At 42.4% G+C, this 18,133-nt stretch carries 10 protein-coding genes; 6 read left to right on the top strand and 4 right to left on the bottom strand.

Annotated elements, in window-relative coordinates; all coding sequences use genetic code 11:
* Window positions 1-99: 99 nt before the first annotated feature.
* A complete protein-coding gene (locus tag ACJ004_RS27025; RefSeq protein WP_410896183.1) occupies window positions 100-8,442 on the top strand; it encodes a glycoside hydrolase family 94 protein in 8,343 nt (2,780 codons plus the stop codon).
* Window positions 8,443-8,693: 251 nt separating this feature from the next.
* Entirely contained in the window at window positions 8,694-9,344 is a 651-nt protein-coding gene (locus ACJ004_RS27020) for a YdeI/OmpD-associated family protein (protein WP_410896182.1), read from the top strand.
* A gap of 75 nt (window positions 9,345-9,419) precedes the next feature.
* Here the strand turns inward: ACJ004_RS27020 and ACJ004_RS27015 are convergent, their stop codons facing one another.
* From ACJ004_RS27015 to ACJ004_RS27000, 4 genes are all read right to left on the bottom strand, one after another.
* The gene (locus tag ACJ004_RS27015; protein ID WP_410896181.1) at window positions 9,420-10,481 is read right to left on the bottom strand and encodes a Gfo/Idh/MocA family protein; all 1,062 of its coding nucleotides are present in this window, start codon (window positions 10,479-10,481) and stop codon (window positions 9,420-9,422) included.
* A gap of 48 nt (window positions 10,482-10,529) precedes the next feature.
* The gene (locus ACJ004_RS27010; RefSeq protein ID WP_410896180.1) at window positions 10,530-11,267 is read right to left on the bottom strand and encodes a ThuA domain-containing protein; all 738 of its coding nucleotides are present in this window, start codon (window positions 11,265-11,267) and stop codon (window positions 10,530-10,532) included.
* A 24-nt stretch (window positions 11,268-11,291) separates the two neighbouring features.
* Complete coding sequence (locus tag ACJ004_RS27005) at window positions 11,292-12,449, bottom strand: Gfo/Idh/MocA family protein (RefSeq protein WP_410896179.1); 1,158 nt, start codon at window positions 12,447-12,449, stop codon at window positions 11,292-11,294.
* A 73-nt stretch (window positions 12,450-12,522) separates the two neighbouring features.
* Window positions 12,523-13,539, bottom strand: coding sequence for a LacI family DNA-binding transcriptional regulator (locus ACJ004_RS27000; protein ID WP_410896178.1), 1,017 nt, complete (start codon window positions 13,537-13,539; stop codon window positions 12,523-12,525).
* 413 nt (window positions 13,540-13,952) lie between these two features.
* Between ACJ004_RS27000 and ACJ004_RS26995 the strand changes: the two genes are divergently transcribed.
* From ACJ004_RS26995 to ACJ004_RS26980, 4 genes are read left to right on the top strand one after another with little or no spacing between them, the layout of a single operon-like run.
* Complete coding sequence (locus ACJ004_RS26995) at window positions 13,953-14,801, top strand: helix-turn-helix transcriptional regulator (RefSeq protein ID WP_410896177.1); 849 nt, start codon at window positions 13,953-13,955, stop codon at window positions 14,799-14,801.
* A gap of 19 nt (window positions 14,802-14,820) precedes the next feature.
* Window positions 14,821-15,978 carry a Gfo/Idh/MocA family protein gene (locus tag ACJ004_RS26990; RefSeq protein ID WP_410896176.1) on the top strand — a complete coding sequence of 386 codons (1,158 nt, stop codon included), beginning with the start codon at window positions 14,821-14,823 and terminating at the stop codon, window positions 15,976-15,978.
* A gap of 1 nt (window position 15,979) precedes the next feature.
* Complete coding sequence (locus ACJ004_RS26985; protein ID WP_410896175.1) at window positions 15,980-17,017, top strand: family 43 glycosylhydrolase; 1,038 nt, start codon at window positions 15,980-15,982, stop codon at window positions 17,015-17,017.
* 58 nt (window positions 17,018-17,075) lie between these two features.
* Complete coding sequence (locus tag ACJ004_RS26980; RefSeq protein ID WP_410896174.1) at window positions 17,076-18,131, top strand: zinc-dependent alcohol dehydrogenase; 1,056 nt, start codon at window positions 17,076-17,078, stop codon at window positions 18,129-18,131.
* The last annotated feature ends 2 nt before the right edge of the window (window positions 18,132-18,133 follow it).

The following is an 18,133-nucleotide window of genomic DNA, read 5'->3' as shown; positions in this document are numbered from 1 at the left end:
GACATTCCCCATGGAACTATTTTGCATATTTTCCAGCCAGAATGGGCAATTTTTATCAGTATAAGACCTTGGTGAAAAATGCTTTTTGGGGGGAAAAATTTGATTTTTAATAAAGAGCAGCTAAGAGAAGAAGCGCATAAAACAGCATTAACCCACGATCCTTACATAAGTCGAAAGAAATCAACACGCTTTTTACGGTCAAATGAGTCGGACTTTGAGAAATTGCGCGTCTTTGTTAACGACTTAAGAGATAATCGTTCATCCTGTTCACAGCCAGCCGAAGAATGGTTACTAGATAACGCGGAATTTTTGGAAGAGCAGGTGCTTGTAGTAAACCAAGAGTTAACGAAAAAGTTTGTTAACTCTTTACCTCATCTAAAAAAAACGGGGGATTCCAGAGTTTATTCTATTTGTACAGACTATCTAAAATTTAACGACGGGCTTTTGGATATGGATTCATATATTTCCTATCTCCAGTCATATCAGGAAGTTTCCGTACTGACCATGGGTGAAGTTTGGGCTGTGCCGCTTATTATGAGGGTGGCTTTGATTCGTCGGTTGGCCGAAATCATGGATACAGTTAAGGAAAGACGCGATGTTTGTGTGTTGGTTGAAAAGTTACTTTCCGATATCAAGACCACGGAAATCACTCCAGAAAAACTGAAGCAAGTATTAGAGGAAGCTGGACAAGAAATGCCTCTTTCTGGACCGATGATTGTCCATTTGGTAAAACATCTGCGTGAACGAGCTGATTATACAGCAACAGTCGGTGAATGGCTCATTTGCAAACTGGAGAATGGACCAGAGAGCCTTGATCACATATTGTCATATGAATATCAGCTCCAGGCAGCCTTTCAAGTGACAACAGGTAACCTGATCACAAGCTTGCGTAAGCTTTCTCGCTGGGACTGGAAGGAAACCTTTGAGCAAATTAGCATAGTTGAGCAATCACTAAGGAAAGAGAGGACCGGCATTTATGCGCAATTGGATTTCTCTAGTCGTGATACTCTTCGAAAGAGGGTCGAGCGGCTTTCGAGACGTTTAAATCTGCCTGAAAATCTTGTGGCAGCACAGGCAGTGGAGCTCGCAGATAAATATGGAGAGAAACTATCAGGTGAAGCACCGCAAGAACAGGAAAATAGCGAGGAACGAGCAGATACATATGGAAAGGAACCTAACGAGAGAAAGACAAAGGATAAAAATCGTCAATTATTTGTTGCCTATTACTTATTAGATCCCAATGGCATGATGCAATTGAGACAAGCATTAAAGATGTGCGGTAAGCCACGAGCTCTCCCTGAAACAGGATTAATGCGCAGAGCCACGGGGACGTATTTTAATATGTTAGCAGTATACTTCGTTGTTTTCTTAATAGGCTTTTCAATCTGGATAGGTTGGGATGAGTTTTTTACACCGCTTCAATGGCTTGCTATTCTAGGAACTCTCTTGTTCCCAGCGACAGAATGGGCGGTTACTTTAGCTCATTGGTTCATTGAACGAGTCAAAGGTCCAGTCCCATTATTGAGATTTGATTTTTCAAAAGGAATTTCCGCTGATGCGAAAACGATGGTGGTGATTCCAGTCATCTGGTCATCAATATCAGAGGTAAAGGAGTTGACGGACCGGCTTGAATTGCATTATTTGGCGAATCGGGATTCCAATCTCCATTTTGCGTTATTGGGCGACTTTAAGGATGCGGAGACAGAGTCTCTCGAACAGGATGAAGTCATTTTAGCAGCGGCCAAACAAGAAATTGAACGATTGAGAACTACCTATTCCAACACAAACTTTCATCTCTTTCAGCGTAAGCGACAATGGAACCCGTCTGAAGGTGTATGGATGGGATGGGAGAGAAAGCGAGGAAAGCTAGTCGAATTTGTCGAGCTGCTAAAAGGGAGAAAGGATACCAGCTTTGCTTTAATAAAAGCTGATTTGACTATCCTTCAAGATGTGCATTATATCATTACTCTCGATTCAGATACGCAGCTTCCACTGGAAAGCGCCCAGCGAATGGTTGGGACGCTGCATCTTCCCTATAATCAGCCGATCCTAAATGATACAAAGACGAGAGTGATCGAGGGCTACGGGGTGCTTCAACCAAGACTCAGTATGAGTCATGAGGCCTCAATGAAATCACGTTTTGCCAGTCTATTTTCAGCCAATCCAGGGTTTGATCCCTATGCGTTTGCCGTTTCTGATCCGTATCAAGATGCACTAGGTCAGGGGATTTTTACTGGAAAAGGAATATTTGATGTGGATACGTTTTATCAAGTGCTATGTGAACGGATTCCGGATAACCGGGTGTTGAGTCATGATTTACTTGAAGGCAGTTTCCTGCGCGCAGGCCTACTTTCCGATATTGAATTAATTGATCATTATCCGGCAAAGTTTATCGTTTTTCAAAAGCGGCTACATCGCTGGGTAAGAGGAGATTGGCAGCTATTACTATGGTTGCTGCCAAGAGTGAAGAACCGAAGAGGTGAACAGCTGACAGTTGATTTGTCTGTACTGACTAAGTGGCAGATCATTGATAATATACGGCGGAGTCTAATGTCTACGTCACTATTTGTCACCCTTCTTTTAGCAGTTACGATCCTTCCGGGTTCACCATTACGCTGGATCGCTTTAGTGGCTACAACATGGTTCTTGCCGGTTCTTCGCCAGCTTGTTACTGTTCAGACCGGCTTAATGAATCTGCGCAGTATTTTAAACACGGCGGCTCAAATCTTGTTAGGGATTGTTACTTTGCCGTTTCAAATGGTCCTTTTGCTCGATGCTATTGTGAGATCGTTGTACCGTTTATTGTTTTCAAAAAAACACTTGCTCGAATGGGTCTCATCAGATGAAGTGAATCGCAATAGTGAACGGAAGGGGACTCCTTTGCTCCAATGCATGTTAGGAGGTTATGTTCTTTGTCTATTGTTCTTGGCGGCAACCTTATTTAATGACAATATAGTGGTGCAAATCATTGGGCTTACATTAACTGTGATGTGGGTATGTGCTCCACTTGTCATAAGGTGGCTCGATCAGCCGTCTCCACAGGAACGTATGGCTTTTTCGGAAGAGGAGCTCGAAGAATTAACGAACCTGGCTCAGCAAATATGGTCTTTTTATGAAGATTTTGTTACCGAAAAGGAGAACTGGCTGCCGCCTGACAATGTGCAAATAGAACCATCGAATGGGGTAGCGCATCGAACCTCTCCTACCAATATCGGGATGTATCTTACCTGTGCTTTAGCGGCGAGGGATTTTGCGTTTATTGATACCCCTGGATTAATTTTGAGGTTAGAGCGCACATTGGAGACACTTGAGCGGATAGAAAAGTGGGAAGGGCATTTATACAATTGGTATGATACGGAGACACTGAACCCGTTATCGCCAAAGTATATATCAACCGTTGATTCAGGAAATTTAGTCGGCTGTCTGATTACGGTAAAAGAAGGCTTAGCCGAGTGGCTAGAATCTTTTGATAAAAAGGAAACTCCGATTTACCACTTTCATAACGATGAAAAGCTGAAAACTGCTTTTTCCGAAGAAATCGCACCGGATGTCTCGAGACAACGAAGTGGGAAGAAGGCAAATAATATTTGGCGCGATAGGGGTCAAAAGTTGCTTGAACGGATCGAAAAATTAATTGAGGAAACTAATTTCCAGCCGCTATTTGATCATAGAGCTAACCTATTTTCTTTAGGATACCATGCTGATCGAAATACACAGGATGAGGTGCTATATGATTTAATGGCGTCTGAGGCAAGAATTGCTAGCTTTGTCGCGATTGCACTTGGTCAAGTGTCTGTGTCCCATTGGCATGTACTTGGAAGAACGATGACTAGAGTGGGGAAACAGCCCGTCCTATTGTCCTGGTCTGGAACCATGTTTGAATTTTTAATGCCATGGCTGTTAATGAGGACCTATCGAAATACCTTGTGGGAAAAGACGTATGCTACAGTTGTGGACCGCCAAATTCAATACGCACAGCAGCGAGGAGTGCCATTCGGGATCTCTGAGTCAGGCTATTATGCGTTTGATTATCAAATGAATTACCAGTATCGGGCCTTCGGTGTTCCGGGTCTTGGATTTAAACGGGGACTTGAACAAGATTTGGTGATCGCACCGTACGCCACGATTATGGCTCTGCCATTTGCAAAGGATCAGGCTTTGGATGCTTTGAAAAAAATGGAGCAGTTAAATGGTCGAGGAAAATATGGCTTTTATGAAGCAATGGATTTTACACAAGAACGGCTGCCTAATGGTAAGCAACATCAGGTGATTCAAAGTTTTATGGCCCATCATCAAGGGATGAGCTTCCTAACCCTGGCGAACCTATTACTGCCAAAAACAATGGTAGAGAGATTCCATCGGAACAAACAAATACGTTCAGCAGAATTGCTCTTACAAGAACGGATTCCTAAAACGCCGAAGTATATTAAGCATCCAGCTTTAGGACGTGTGCACAAGCCTTATACAAAAACCGCTCAGGATGATCCAACTGTAAGAGAATATATTTCACCTGACACAAGGGTTCCCGAGGTCAGCGTTCTTTCAAATGGTTCGTTCACAACAGTGGTAACAAATACTGGCAGTGGTTTTAGCCAGTACAAAGGTTTATTGCTCTCTAGATGGCGCGAGGACCCGGTAATGGATCCATGGGGGAGCTATGTGTATATAAGGGATATCTCCCAAGATAAACTATGGTCGCCGTCGTACCAACCATGCCGAGTGAATTCTTCGGAACAACGCGTACAATTTGAATTAGATCGTGCCACGTATATGCGGGAGGATGGAGAGGTTAAGACAAGTATGGAAATTTGCGTTTCATCGGAATGGAATGCAGAGCTGCGTAGAATAACGTTAACCAATTACGGTGAGGAAGCAAAAGTTTTGGAGGTTACTACTTTTGTTGAGCTTGCTTTGTCCAATCCCATCGCAGATGCTGCCCATACTGCCTTTAGCAAGCTGTTTATTCGGACGGCTTTCGATGCTGGATCAGGCTGCCTTATCGCTGGCCGAAGACCTCGGGAAGCGAAGGACCAGACACTTTGGTCAGCACATTCACTCATGGTGGAGGGGAATACGCTTGGCTCGGTTGAATTTGAAACCGACCGCGCTAGCTTTATTGGCCGGGGCTATCGACTATCCAATCCCCAAGGAATCCGGTCTCGCCTTCGTGGTAAGGTTGGTTCGGTGGCCGATCCCGCCTTTGTGATGAGACGGCGGATCTGCATTGAACCTGGCAAGGAAATTCGATTAGTTGCCGTTACTTCGGTTAGTGAGACAAAGGAAGATGCAATCGAAATTGTCCGTAAGTTTGCTCCTAATCAAGCAGTGGAACGGGCGTTTCAATTATCGTGGAACCGAGGACAGATTGAAATTCGTAATCTGCAATTAACGAATCGAGAGGCAACTGATTTCCAAAGGCTGGCAGGTCATATTTTATATACTCCTCCGCTCAAGGAGGGCCGAGGAGAAAATATTTCAATCAATACAAAAGGTCAATCTGGACTATGGAGTTTTGGAGTATCTGGGGATCGACCAATCGTCCTTGTTCGAATCGAAGACCGCAGCCAAATGCCGTTCGTTGTAAAAATGTTAACAGGTCATGAATACATAAGGCGACTTGGTCTTTTATTCGACCTTGTTCTCCTTAACGAATCGGAGGAAGGCTATCAACAATTCTTGCAAGAAGCACTTCAGCAGGCGGCAGAACATGGAGTGGATCGATTTGGGGCAGGATTATCTGGTGTATATGTGATAGCCTCTAATCAATTGGCTGCAGAGGACAAAGCATTGTTAATGGCAGTTGCTCGTGTCGAGTTCCGTGCAGGCGGAGCTAGTATAGAAACGCAAATGCGATTGCCTAAGGTTGAAACAGAAAATGAACCGCTTAAAGCTGAAACCGAGAATGGATTGCCTCCACAACTTAATCCGGTGTCTTCTGCAAAAAATAAGTACGTTTTTTCTGGGCAAGCCATCCAAGAGGAAACAAAAGATTGGTTATTTTTCAACGGTTGGGGCGGGTTTTCCCCCGATGGAAAAGAGTACCGGCTCATGATCAAAAATGGAAATCACTTGCCGGCACCGTGGATTAATGTCCTGTCCAATCCTCGTTTTGGCTGTCTCATTTCCGAGATGGGATCAGGTTATACGTGGTGGCAGAACAGCCGTGAATGCAAGCTAACGCCATGGTCCAATGATCCCGTCCTTGATCCCCCCACGGAAACAGCCTATATAAGAGATGAGGAAAGTGGTCAGGTCTGGTCAGTTGCACCATCCGCAGACCATTCAAACGAGCCATATAAAATAACGCATGGCAAAGGATTTACAAAGTTTGATCACGAAAGAACCGGCATTAAACATGAAATGCTGGTATATGTACCATTAGAGGATCCTGTGAAAATCATCAAGTTAAAGCTGCAAAATAAGACTACGGAGCAAAGGCAGATTTCTATTACCTATTATGCCGAATGGGTTTTAGGGGTTCAGCGACAGGCGAATGCACCATTTATTGTGACGGAATGGGATGAGTCTGAGCGGGTTATGATCGCCAAAAACACCTATCAAGAAACCTTCCGTGATGCCACCGCATTTTTAGGGATGTATCCAGAGCGGGGTGCTGATTCGGGCCCTGACCCTTCAAACGAACTTACGTGGACCGCAGACCGTAACGAATTTATTGGACGAAATGGAAGTATGGAACATCCAGCAGGAATGGGTCGTGTTGGTTTGTCGTGTCGGACAGGCACGCATTACGAATCTTGTGGTGCGATTCAGACTAAACTCGCGTTAAAACCGGATGAAGAACAGGTGGTTTATATTTTATTAGGCTGCGACGACTCCAAAGAGAGCGCCTTGCAGTTAGCTAAGAAATACAGCCAACCTTCCGCTTGTGATCAAGCGATGGAGGAGATTACTGCTTTTTGGGACCATCATTTAGGCCAAATTCAAGTGTCAACTCCGTCAAAGGAAACCGATTTTATGTTGAACGGGTGGTTATTATATCAGTCGCTTGCCTGTCGAATATGGGCCAGAACGGCCTTTTATCAAGCGGGAGGAGCATTTGGCTTTCGCGATCAATTGCAGGATTCACTAGCACTCCTGCATACAATGCCAGAAAAAACAAGAGCACAAATTATTCTCCACGCCTCCCACCAATATTTAGAAGGGGATGTGCAGCACTGGTGGCATGAAGAAACGGAACGGGGGATCCGGACGACGTTTTCTGATGATTTATTATGGATGCCGTATGTGGTTTCACGTTACATCGAGCATACTGGTGATCGAACGGTTTTGGACGAAGTCGCACCGTTCCTAATGAGTGAACAGCTTGCTGAGGGTGAACACGAACGCTATGAACCGACCGTACGCTCAACTGAAACGGGCACGGTTTATGAGCATTGCCTGCGAGCAATCGATCGGGCATTGAGCCGGATTGGCGAGCATGGTTTGCCATTAATCGGAGTAGGAGATTGGAATGATGGCATGAATCAGGTTGGTGTGAAGGGGCGCGGCGAAAGCGTGTGGCTCGGCTGGTTTATTTGCGACGTGTTGAACCGATTTGCCGAGCTTTGCGGATTGCGAGGGGATTCTGAACGGGTGGAATCATTCCAGACAATGCGCAAACAGTTAACAGACTCTCTCAACGAGCAGGGCTGGGATGGTCAGTGGTACCGACGGGCCTTTACCGATGCAGGACAATGGCTTGGCTCCATACAAAATGAAGAGTGCCGGATCGACGCTATTGCTCAATCATGGTCCGTAATCTCAGGGGCAGCACCAATGGATCGTGCTGTTCAGGCAATGAACTCGTTTGACCGGGAACTCGTCGAGAGGGACCTTTCGGTTGTTCGGCTGTTGACTCCAGCTTTCGATGAGACCGAACCAAGCCCTGGATATATACAAGGTTATCCGCCGGGAATCAGGGAGAATGGTGCTCAATATACACATGGAGTTATATGGGGGATCATCGCTTGGTGTCAGCTTGGTAACGGTGATAAGGCAATGGAGATGTTTACAATGCTCAATCCGATGACGCATACTCGTACCGACCAAGAAGTAAAAAGATATACAGGTGAACCATATGCAATTGCCGCTGATGTATATACAGCAGAACCGAATCAGGGACATTCAGGATGGACCTGGTATACGGGGGCATCAGGGTGGTTTTATCAGGCCGGTATCGAGTGGATCCTAGGGATTCGGCGACGAGAAACTCGTCTTTATCTTGATCCGCGTATTCCTAGTGAGTGGCCGGGATTCTCGGCTACGTACCGATTTGGGAAGACCCCTTACCACATTAACGTTAAGAATGGGTCTGGTGGCAGTGAAAGCGAGTTGACTGTTGACGGTGTGCAAATTCCGATTCCTGAAAAGGAAAAAGCTGCAGGACCATTTGTGGAATTACAAGATGACGGACTCGACCATCAGGTAGAATTGAAAATTTAGGAAAAAAAAGTAGTGAAGTGGTAGGATACAATGAAGGCATTATCCAAGCAATTCCCTTTCTAGGAATATGCTTGTGACAATGCCTTTTTCTTTTGCTATTCTTTAAAGCTAATCCATACTGCTTACAGAATGATCTGAAGGGAGGATAACAGTTTTTTACGAAAGAAATAAATATGGCGGAGACAATAGATTAATTGAGGCGCTTTCAGGAAAAGGTTATAATTTAACAATCAAAGATAAAGGAGAATGTTATGACAATTATCAACAAATTAAATCTTGGCAAATATACAAATATGGCCGTTCTTAATCAACCAAGTGATTATGATATATTTAATGGATATCAGATGGCATTATCTGGTGACCATGATGCTATTTTCATCTTTGTAGAAACCATTGACGAAATGGTGAAACATACACAAAGCATGATCAATGAACAACAATTACTTGAAAAAGGCTACTTATATTTTGCTTATCCGAAAAAAGGGAATAAACGGTATGAAACCTTTGTGCATAGAGATGAAATCTTTCCAGCTATGAAGGTGGATGAAGATGGATATATAGATAAAAGCGATTTGAAATTTTCGCGGATGGTCAGTATGGATGATGTGTTTACAGTCATTGGTTTAAAGCGGGAAAAAAAGAAAGTCCAAAAATCATCCGCTGCAAGTCAGTGTGTAGCAGATTATGAGGATCATGTGAAAGATATAGAAGCGGTTTTAACTGAATATCCAAATGAACTCAAATTTTTTAAAGACCTAACTCCAGGTTATCAAAAAGATTGGGCTCGTTATATCTTTTCTGCTAAACAAAAAAATACCCAAGAGAAACGACAAGCACAAATGGTCGATATCTTATCACAAGGGTATAAATCTGTTGATTTATTTCGTCAAAAAAATAAATAAAGCCGGGGGAACGGTTCTCATGAATGAACTGAGAGTAGTTTTGACAACATGAACCGTCCCCGTGATTGTGGCTCCTTACTGGGTACAGGTACTTTCCATGATATAATGCTTTCCAGTTTCCGATGAGTCATGGAGACCGTGCATCGCTTCTAAAACATGGTAGGCTAATTCGCCAGTAGCACGATAGGTACCGCCCTCGAGGATGGCTTTGGCCATATCTTCGACACCAAGCCCTCTGCTGTTTTGGACATACCCATTTGACAGTGGGACCTCCACAAATTCTTTTTCATCACGTTTTCTGATACGGACAGGACCGTCAAATGTATTTGGATCTGGAACCAATATTGTACCTTCACTACCATAGATTTCGATAGGGGGCAAAGATGTTCCGCCAAAGGCATCAAAGCTTGTAGTAATCGTTCCGATCACACCTGAGGTAAAATCAATCACACCTGATAAATGAGTAGGGGTAGAGACTTGAATCTTCGTTCCAGCCTTAGGTTTACTAGTGACCGTTCGTTCTGGATAACTGATACGGGCCGAACCAGAAATTCGTTTGATAGGTCCTAAAAGAGCAACTAATGCTGTTAAATAATAGGGTCCCATATCGAACATGGGTCCGCCGCCGACATCATAATAGAAAGCAGGGTCAGGATGCCAATGTTCATGGCCGCGGCAAATCATGAAGGCCGAAGCACCAACAGGGACGCCAATTTCACCTTGCTCTATTAAATCGATAGCGGTTTGAATACCAGCACCTAAGAAAGTGTCTGGTGCACTGCCAACGAACAAATTATGCTTCTTGGCTGTTTCTAGAATAAGTCTGCCTTCCTCTCGTGTACTAGCCAGAGGTTTTTCGGTATAAACATGCTTTCCTGCTTCGAGTGCTTGAAGGCAAACGGAGGCATGGGCTTTTGGAATCGTTAAATTGATGACTAATTGAATGTCAGGGTCAGTTAGCAGTTCTTGTACCGAATAAGTATTAGGAATACCAAATTTGTCAGCTTGGGCTTGTGCCCGCTGTACATCTAAATCTGCACAAGCCACGAGTTCGAGGTGGGGGAACTTCTGGCAATTTTCCATATAAATAGAACTAATATTTCCGCATCCAATGATACCGATTTTAAGTTTTTTCACTATTGGTTCCTCCTGTTTAATCGTCTAGGTCACTGCTTCGATCTAGTATTATTGACTGTCTCCCATACCTGTAAATACACGCCCTTTTCCATTAAGAGCGACTACTTCCATACCTTCAGCTCGTTTCTTACCATCGGCAGCCCATAAAAATCCGCGGCGCATCAACAGCGTAACTTCTGGCATAGTGATGATGTTTGCTTGGTGGCCTAATGAACTATAAAAAACATTTCCAAGCCCCCAGCGTTTTGTCCAAACAACAGGCATATCGACTGCCTTATTGGCAGCATGAGGACCGTGAACCACTGGGAAGCGAGTGGTCGCTAACACTTCAACTGCTGGATCGACATGAAGATAATATTGCTCACTGACAACTTTAAAATCGTTGATGCCCTCTACTAACGGACTAGTAGAGTGCTTGATGTTCACCATATATTCCACCCCATCATTACCAGGATGTGCTACCCAGTTCCCGCCAGTCATGAATTGCCAATCCACATTATTGCGGAAGGAATCACACATTCCGCCGTGGCATCCTGCTAAACCAACCCCAGCCATAACCGCTTCAGAAATATTTAAGGCATATTTATTTTTAATCTCACCCATTGTCCAATGGGGAACAATTAGATCCAAAGATTTCAGCTTTTCCGTGTCTGCATATGCCTCCAGTGTATGGGAAACCTCCACTCGAAAGTTTTCTTCCTCAAGAATTCCTTTAAAGATTTCTGCAACCTGTTCTGGTTGATGGCCATCCCATCCGCCCCAAACAATCAATGCCGTTTTTTTCATTATAAAAGCACTCCTTTTCATGTTTTATACTTCAGAAATGCGGATCCATTGACGCCTTTCAATTGATAGATCAACAGCTTCCAAGACTTCTTGACACTTTACGCCATCACGAAAATTAGGAACGGGCTGCCGATCTTCACGGAGAGCATCCATCAACTCAACCATTTCATGAATGAACGTATGTTCATAGCCAATCGTATGTCCTGGTGGCCACCAGTTTTGAGAAAATGCGTGGGAAGGATCAGTCGCTAATACGCGGCGGAAGCCTTGAACATCTTCGCTATCATCTACGAAATAGACTTGCAGCTCATTCATCCGTTCAAAATCGAAGATAACACTCCCTTTACTGCCATTGATTTCAAAGGAATTCTTACAGCGATGCCCTGTAGCAAATCGTGTAGCTTCAAAGCTTCCTATCGCGCCGTTAGCAAAACGGGCTAAAAATTGGGTAGCATCATCAACCGTAACCTCGCCTTTTTCATTATTACTACCTTTCGCTGATAAGCCAGTCATCTGAATAGGAAGTGGTCTTTCCTTTATAAAAGTATTGCTCATTCCAATCACTTCAGTGATATCACCAATCAGATAGTGAGCCAAATCGATAAGATGGGCTCCAAGATCTCCATGTGATCCTGACCCTGCAATCTCTTTTTGAAGTCTCCAGGCTAGAGGGAAGGTTGGATCAACAAGCCAATCTTGTAAAAACCAGGCGCGGAAATGATAGATATCACCTAACCTACCTTCATCGAGAAGCTTTTTAGCCAGCATCACAGCAGGGGCAAATCGATAATTAAATCCAACCATATGCTTAACCCCAGCAGCCTCCGCCACTTCTAGCATTTCTCTTGCATCCTTTAATGTCAGCGCTAGAGGCTTTTCACAAAACACATGCTTTCCTGCTTGGAGAGCTGCAATCGTTATTTCTTTATGTACATTACTAGGTGCATTAATATCGATGAGGTCAATATCTTCTCTTTGTAAAAGAGTTTTCCAATCTGTGGTCTGTTCCTCCCAGCCGAATTGCTTAGCTGCAGCTTCGACAGCATTCTGGTCACGACCACAAATCACCTTCATTTCAGGATAAAGGGTGTTGGGAAAAAAAAAGGGAAGATCCCGGTAGGCATGACTGTGGGCTTTACCCATAAATTTGTATCCGACCATTCCGATTCTTACAGTTTCCATCACTAATCTCCTTTTCTTAGGTAAGAAATAAAAGAATCCTAGATTTTTATTTAGATTGATTGTTATAAGCTGTTTAAAGTTGTGATGATGCCCGTTCGATAAAGGTAACAGGCAATTGTTCATTCATTTCTGTCATGGGCCCTTGCGCAATCATTTGGAGAACTTTTTCAGCGGCCAATTGTCCCATATTAAAAAGCGGTACCTGAACGGTGCTAAGTGGGGGAGACGTCATTCTTGATATATCAGAGTCATCATACCCAATAAGAGCATAATCACGACCTGCCTGGTAGCCTAGTTCACCTAAACCCTGCATAAGTCCAATTGCCATTCGATCATTCCCAGCAAAAATAGCCTTCATATCTGGGAGCAAAGAAGCTATACCAGGAGCAGCTTGAAAGCCGCTTTTCCGGCTGTAATTCCCTTGGAACACGAACTGAGGATGGTAGGGAATCCCTGCATGAAGGAGGGCACTCTTATATCCTTTTAATCGGTCGATACTATTTGAAAATTCCTTTGGTCCATTTAAAAAAATGATCTGTTGATACCCTTTCTTCAACAGGGAGGTTACAGCTTGAAAACTGCCTTCTTGATGGTCTGCACCAATGGAATGAAAGGGATAGCCTGAAGAAGTTTGATTTACAAGACAATAGGGGAGCTGCAATTGATGTAGTTGTTCAATCGCTTTCACTTCACCAGGAACATCCTTAGAACCAAGGATGATGCATCCATCTACCTTTTGAGTATGAAAAAGCTTCACATAATCCTTTGATTCTTCAGCGGGTTGAAATAAAAGCAGCAATCCATAGCCAGACTCACTAAGCTTTGCACCAATTCCACTTAAAAGCTCCGAAAAATAATGGGTCGACATCAAATTTACCTTTTGAAAATAAGGAACAATGACCCCGATGTTCTTACTTTTCCCACGTGCAAAGCTTTGAGCAATGGCATTAGGGTGGTAATTTAGCTGTTGGGCTGCTTGCAAAACCTTTTGTTTTGTTTCTTCACGTAGAGGGCCGATATTATTAAATACTCGTGAAACGGTGGCTTCAGAAACCCCAGCTAATTTTGCAACATCTTTTCGGTTAGACAAGATCTCACCTCCTGCTTGGAATGTACACGCGTTCATTCTCGCTTATTATCTGATAATTGTCAACATTAAAATTTGTTCATGAATATAAACTTATTAAATTAGGTTCGCCATAGTACTGTTATTACAAAATGATCCTAAACATTATGTGAACCAGCAGCTATGGTCATATTTTATTACAAACTGAACAAAAGATGATCCTTTTTGATTACTGTAACCAGTTATTTGCTGATCCAATAAATTGTTAAATTCTCAAAACCTGTAAAACTGATAAATATCACTTTATAAATGGTATTTGATTATCAGAAAATTTAGCATATAATGATTTTTGAAAGCGCTTTCCAAAAATGTGATAAAGTTAAATAACACTTTTAAAGGTTGAAAAATTACCGTTTAGAAGGGAGAAAAACTATAAGGTGGGTCAACAGATTGATTTTTTATTACAAAGTGCAGAACTCTCAATTGTAGAATTTGATATTCATATTAGAACGGAAATGAAGACGTTTAACAGGAGGCTTTCTTGCTATGTAATGTCTTATATAAAAAAGGGCGAGGCAAAGCTAAGGGTTGGGAAAGATGAATATATGCTATTACCAGGTACGGTTGTCATCATTCCGCCTTATATCGAGCATGACCATTATAAAGAAACGGAAGAGGAAACTATCTTTTTATGGTGCCACTTTACATATGAAATAGGAAATGCACTCGATGTCTTAAAAATATTTAACCTCCCAATCACATTTAAATTAACGAACTCTGAAGAGTTTGAAAAGGTATTTTTAGAGTATAAGAATATTTCCTTCACAGAAGATTTTCTCATCAAGACCATCCTTAAAAAAGCAAAATCCCATGAAATTCTCTACCTATTATTAAAAAGTATTATGAACTCACACGAAGAAAGTTTCGAGCGAAATCATTCGCAGGGGTTTATAAGCATACTCACTCAAATTGTAACCAATCCCGAAAAGGAACTTTCTTTACAAGAATTGTCAAACCAGTTCCATTTACATCCTACCTATATAAGCAATCGTTTTAAAGAGCTTTTTGGCAAATCGCCCATGCATGTACAACGTGAGATGAAAATAGATCGCGCAAGGAAATTGTTAATTTCAACTGAAATGTCTATTACTGAAATTGCACACGCTGTTGGTTATCCGGCAATTCCGGGTTTTACTAGACTGTTCAAGAATTATGTTGGAATATCACCTACCCAATTTAGAAATCTAAATAAAAAATGGAGCGATAGTCCTCCTGTCAATATTTAAAAGGAAAGGAGGAAAAATCTTGAGAACAGTTAAAATTGGAATCATTGGCACAGGATTCTCAGCCAATTCACATATTGAAGCATTAAGCAGGATTCCGTTTGTCGAGGTAATTGGAATAGCAGGGAGCAGTTTAGAAAAAGCTCAGAAAATGGCTGAAAAATATGGTATTGACAGGATATATTCAACAGTCGATGAGCTTATAGATGATCCTGGAATCGAGGCAATCCATAACTGTACACCTAATTATCTCCATTACACAATAAATAAAAAGATATTATTACAAAACAAGCATTTAATGTCCGAAAAACCACTGGCAATGAATAGCAGGGAATCCAAGGAACTAGCGGAGCTGGCCCAATCAGCTAATGTGGTAAGCGGAATTTGTTTTAACTATCGGCATTACCCTTTGGTTATTCAAACAAAAGAATTAACAGAGGGTAGTGAGTTGGGGCAAGTACATCACGTATTTGGCGGATACTTTCAGGACTGGTTATTATACCAAACCGATTATAACTGGCGTTTGGACCCGGAACGAAACGGGAAATCAAGGGCAATTGCTGATATTGGCTCACATTGGTGTGACACGATTCAATTTATTTTAGGAAAGAAAATTGTTGAGGTATTCGCTGATTTAAAGACGGTTCATCCGGTACGCTTAAAACCGGTCACTGAAGCTTTTACATTTGAAAACTCCGATTCTGAAGAAATGCTGCAGGTTAAAATCGAGACAGAGGACTACGGCAGTGTGCTTGTTCATTTTGAGGATGGAATAAAAGGAGTATTCACTGTCTCCCAGGTCAGTGGAGGGAGGAAAAATAAACTTTTTTTTGATATTGCCTTTGAAAAAGGATCCGTGTCTTGGGACCAGGAGAAACCAAATAAGCTTTGGATTGGTAAAAGAGATGAACCAAACCAAGAGCTGTTAAGAGATCCATCATTATTACACCATAATGCCGCAAAAGCAGCTCATTATCCTGGAGGTCATGAGGAGGGCTGGCCGGACGGGCTAAAAAATCTATTTATTGATTTTTATACGGCTGTAATGGAAGGGAAAGAAACAATAGATCAATCCCATTTCGCCACCTTAAAGGATGGACATAGGGTCATGGAAATTGTTGAGGCGATTTTAGAAAGCCATGAAAAAAGATCCTGGGTTTCTCTAAAGGAAATTGATTGATATGGCAGCAAAAAAGAGAAAGGTAGTTGTAATCATTTCAAGCCTTGCAATAATACTGACCATTTTGGCTAGCATTATTTTCGTCCGTGTTCATGATTATTTTCAAAATCCTGTGTTTAAGCCGGTATTGGCCGATCCATCCATTATCAAAGCTTCAAATGGCTACTTTTATGCCTATGGAACGGAAGATAAATGGGATGATAATAAAGGCCTTAAATATATCCCTATTGTGCGCTCGAAAAATATGGTTGATTGGAAGTATATAGGGGATGCTTTTGCAAAAGAATCTCGTCCCACGTGGAAAGATGGTGGATTATGGGCCCCGGATGTTTCCTATTTCAAAAGCAAATATTACATGTATTATGCTTTGTCCGTTTGGGGTGATAGTAGTCCGGGGATAGGTGTGGCGGTTTCCGATTCACCGGAGGGACCCTTTACAGATCATGGAAAACTATTTACAAGCAATGAAATTGGCGTCGAAAATTCAATCGATCCAATGTTATTTGTTGATAAGGGGATACCGTATTTATTTTGGGGAAGCTTCCATGGTATTTATGGAGTTGAATTGAGTAAAGACCGTTTGACGATAAAAGGAAAACCGTTTCAAATTGCAGGAAATGATTTTGAGGCACCTTACATTTATAAACATAACAGCTATTACTATTTATTTGATTCTAACGGATCTTGCTGCGAGGGATCTAAAAGCACATATAATGTTGAGGTTGGACGGTCGAAGTCACTTAAAGGTCCCTATAAGGATAAGGCCGGAAATGAACTTCTTTATAGCAGAGGAACGATTATTTTACTAGGAAGAGAAAATAGTAAATTCGTAGGGCCAGGCCACAATGCTGTTATTAAGGATGGTAATGGGACAGATTGGATGGTCTACCATGCCTACGAAAAGGAAAAACCTTGGATGAAAAGCGGGGCACCAAGAAGAGTATTGATGATTGATCCAATCATTTGGAAGAATGGTTGGCCATCTATTAATAATATGGAGCCAGGTGAAGAGAAACAAAGGGTTCCGAAAGTTAACTAGTCCATGAAGAAAAAATTTTAAAATAGAAAATCAGAATTTTCTGAGGAGGAATTAGTAAATGTTAAAACAATTAGTGGCAGTAGCACCTCATAAGGCTGACATTTTAGATTACGAGGACCGTCCAATTAAGTCAAATGAGGTAAAAGTACAGGTTGAGTATGCTTCCCCTAAACATGGATCAGAGCTGGCTGGATTTAGAGGCGAAAGTCCTCATATGGATGACTATTATGATGAAGAATGGCATACATTCCTACCGCGGCCGGAGGGAGAAAACAAAGGTGTAGAGTTTGGAAAATGGAATCTTGGAAATCAGTGGGTTGGTATGATTACAGAAGTAGGTTCTGATGTATTGGATTACAAGGTAGGCGAGAGGGTCTGCGGCTATGGCGGAGTTAGAGAAACCCAGATTGTAAACGCAATTGATAATTTTTATTTATTAAAAATGCTTGAAGACATGTCTTGGAAAAATGCAGTATGCTTCGACCCTGCACAATTTGCATTGGGCGGTATACGGGACGCACATGTCAGGGCAGGTGACCGAGTAGCCATTATTGGTTTAGGAGCTATTGGGCAGTTAGCCGCCCAATTTGCAAAATTGGCAGGAGCTAGTTATGTTGCGGTTATTGATCCAATTGAAAAACGCCGCGATGTTGCAATACGTGCAGGGGCGGATGAAGCATTTGATCCAATCAATCAAGATGTAGGACTAGAATTAAAGAAAGCTACCAATAAAATGGGTGTAGATGTCGTCATTGAAACAAGCGCGAATGAATTTGCCCTTCAGCAGGCTTTAAGAGGATTAGCATATGGAGGTACCATCGCTTTTGTTGGGTGGGCACGACCGTTTAGAGGCGGTTTGGATCTTGGAAGGGAAGCACATTTTAACAACGCGAAGATCATCTTCTCAAGGGCATGCAGCGAGCCGAATCCTGATTATCCTCGCTGGAGCTGGAGACGTATTGAAGAGACATGCTGGAAGATGCTTTCGGAAGGATTACTTAATTGCGAGGGAATCGTAGAACCAGTAGTTTCATTTGAAGACTCTGCAGAAGGTTATGAAAGCTACGTAGATCTTCACCCAGATAAAAGCGTTAAGCTTGGGGTTAAATTTTAAGA

The sequence above is a fragment of the Neobacillus sp. 204 genome, from assembly GCF_046562815.1.
GTDB lineage: Bacteria > Bacillota > Bacilli > Bacillales > Cytobacillaceae > Neobacillus.
The sequence above is the reverse complement of the archived record's forward strand: the minus strand, read 5'-3'. Positions and strand labels throughout refer to the sequence as shown.

Coding starts and splice junctions, on each gene's coding strand:
- ACJ004_RS27020 (WP_410896182.1), top strand. CDS start 8,694: ATGACAATTATCAACAAATTAAATCTTGGCAAATATACAAATATGGCC.
- ACJ004_RS27010 (WP_410896180.1), bottom strand. CDS start 11,267: ATGAAAAAAACGGCATTGATTGTTTGGGGCGGATGGGATGGCCATCAA.
- ACJ004_RS27005 (WP_410896179.1), bottom strand. CDS start 12,449: ATGGAAACTGTAAGAATCGGAATGGTCGGATACAAATTTATGGGTAAA.
- ACJ004_RS26985 (WP_410896175.1), top strand. CDS start 15,980: ATGGCAGCAAAAAAGAGAAAGGTAGTTGTAATCATTTCAAGCCTTGCA.
- ACJ004_RS26980 (WP_410896174.1), top strand. CDS start 17,076: ATGTTAAAACAATTAGTGGCAGTAGCACCTCATAAGGCTGACATTTTA.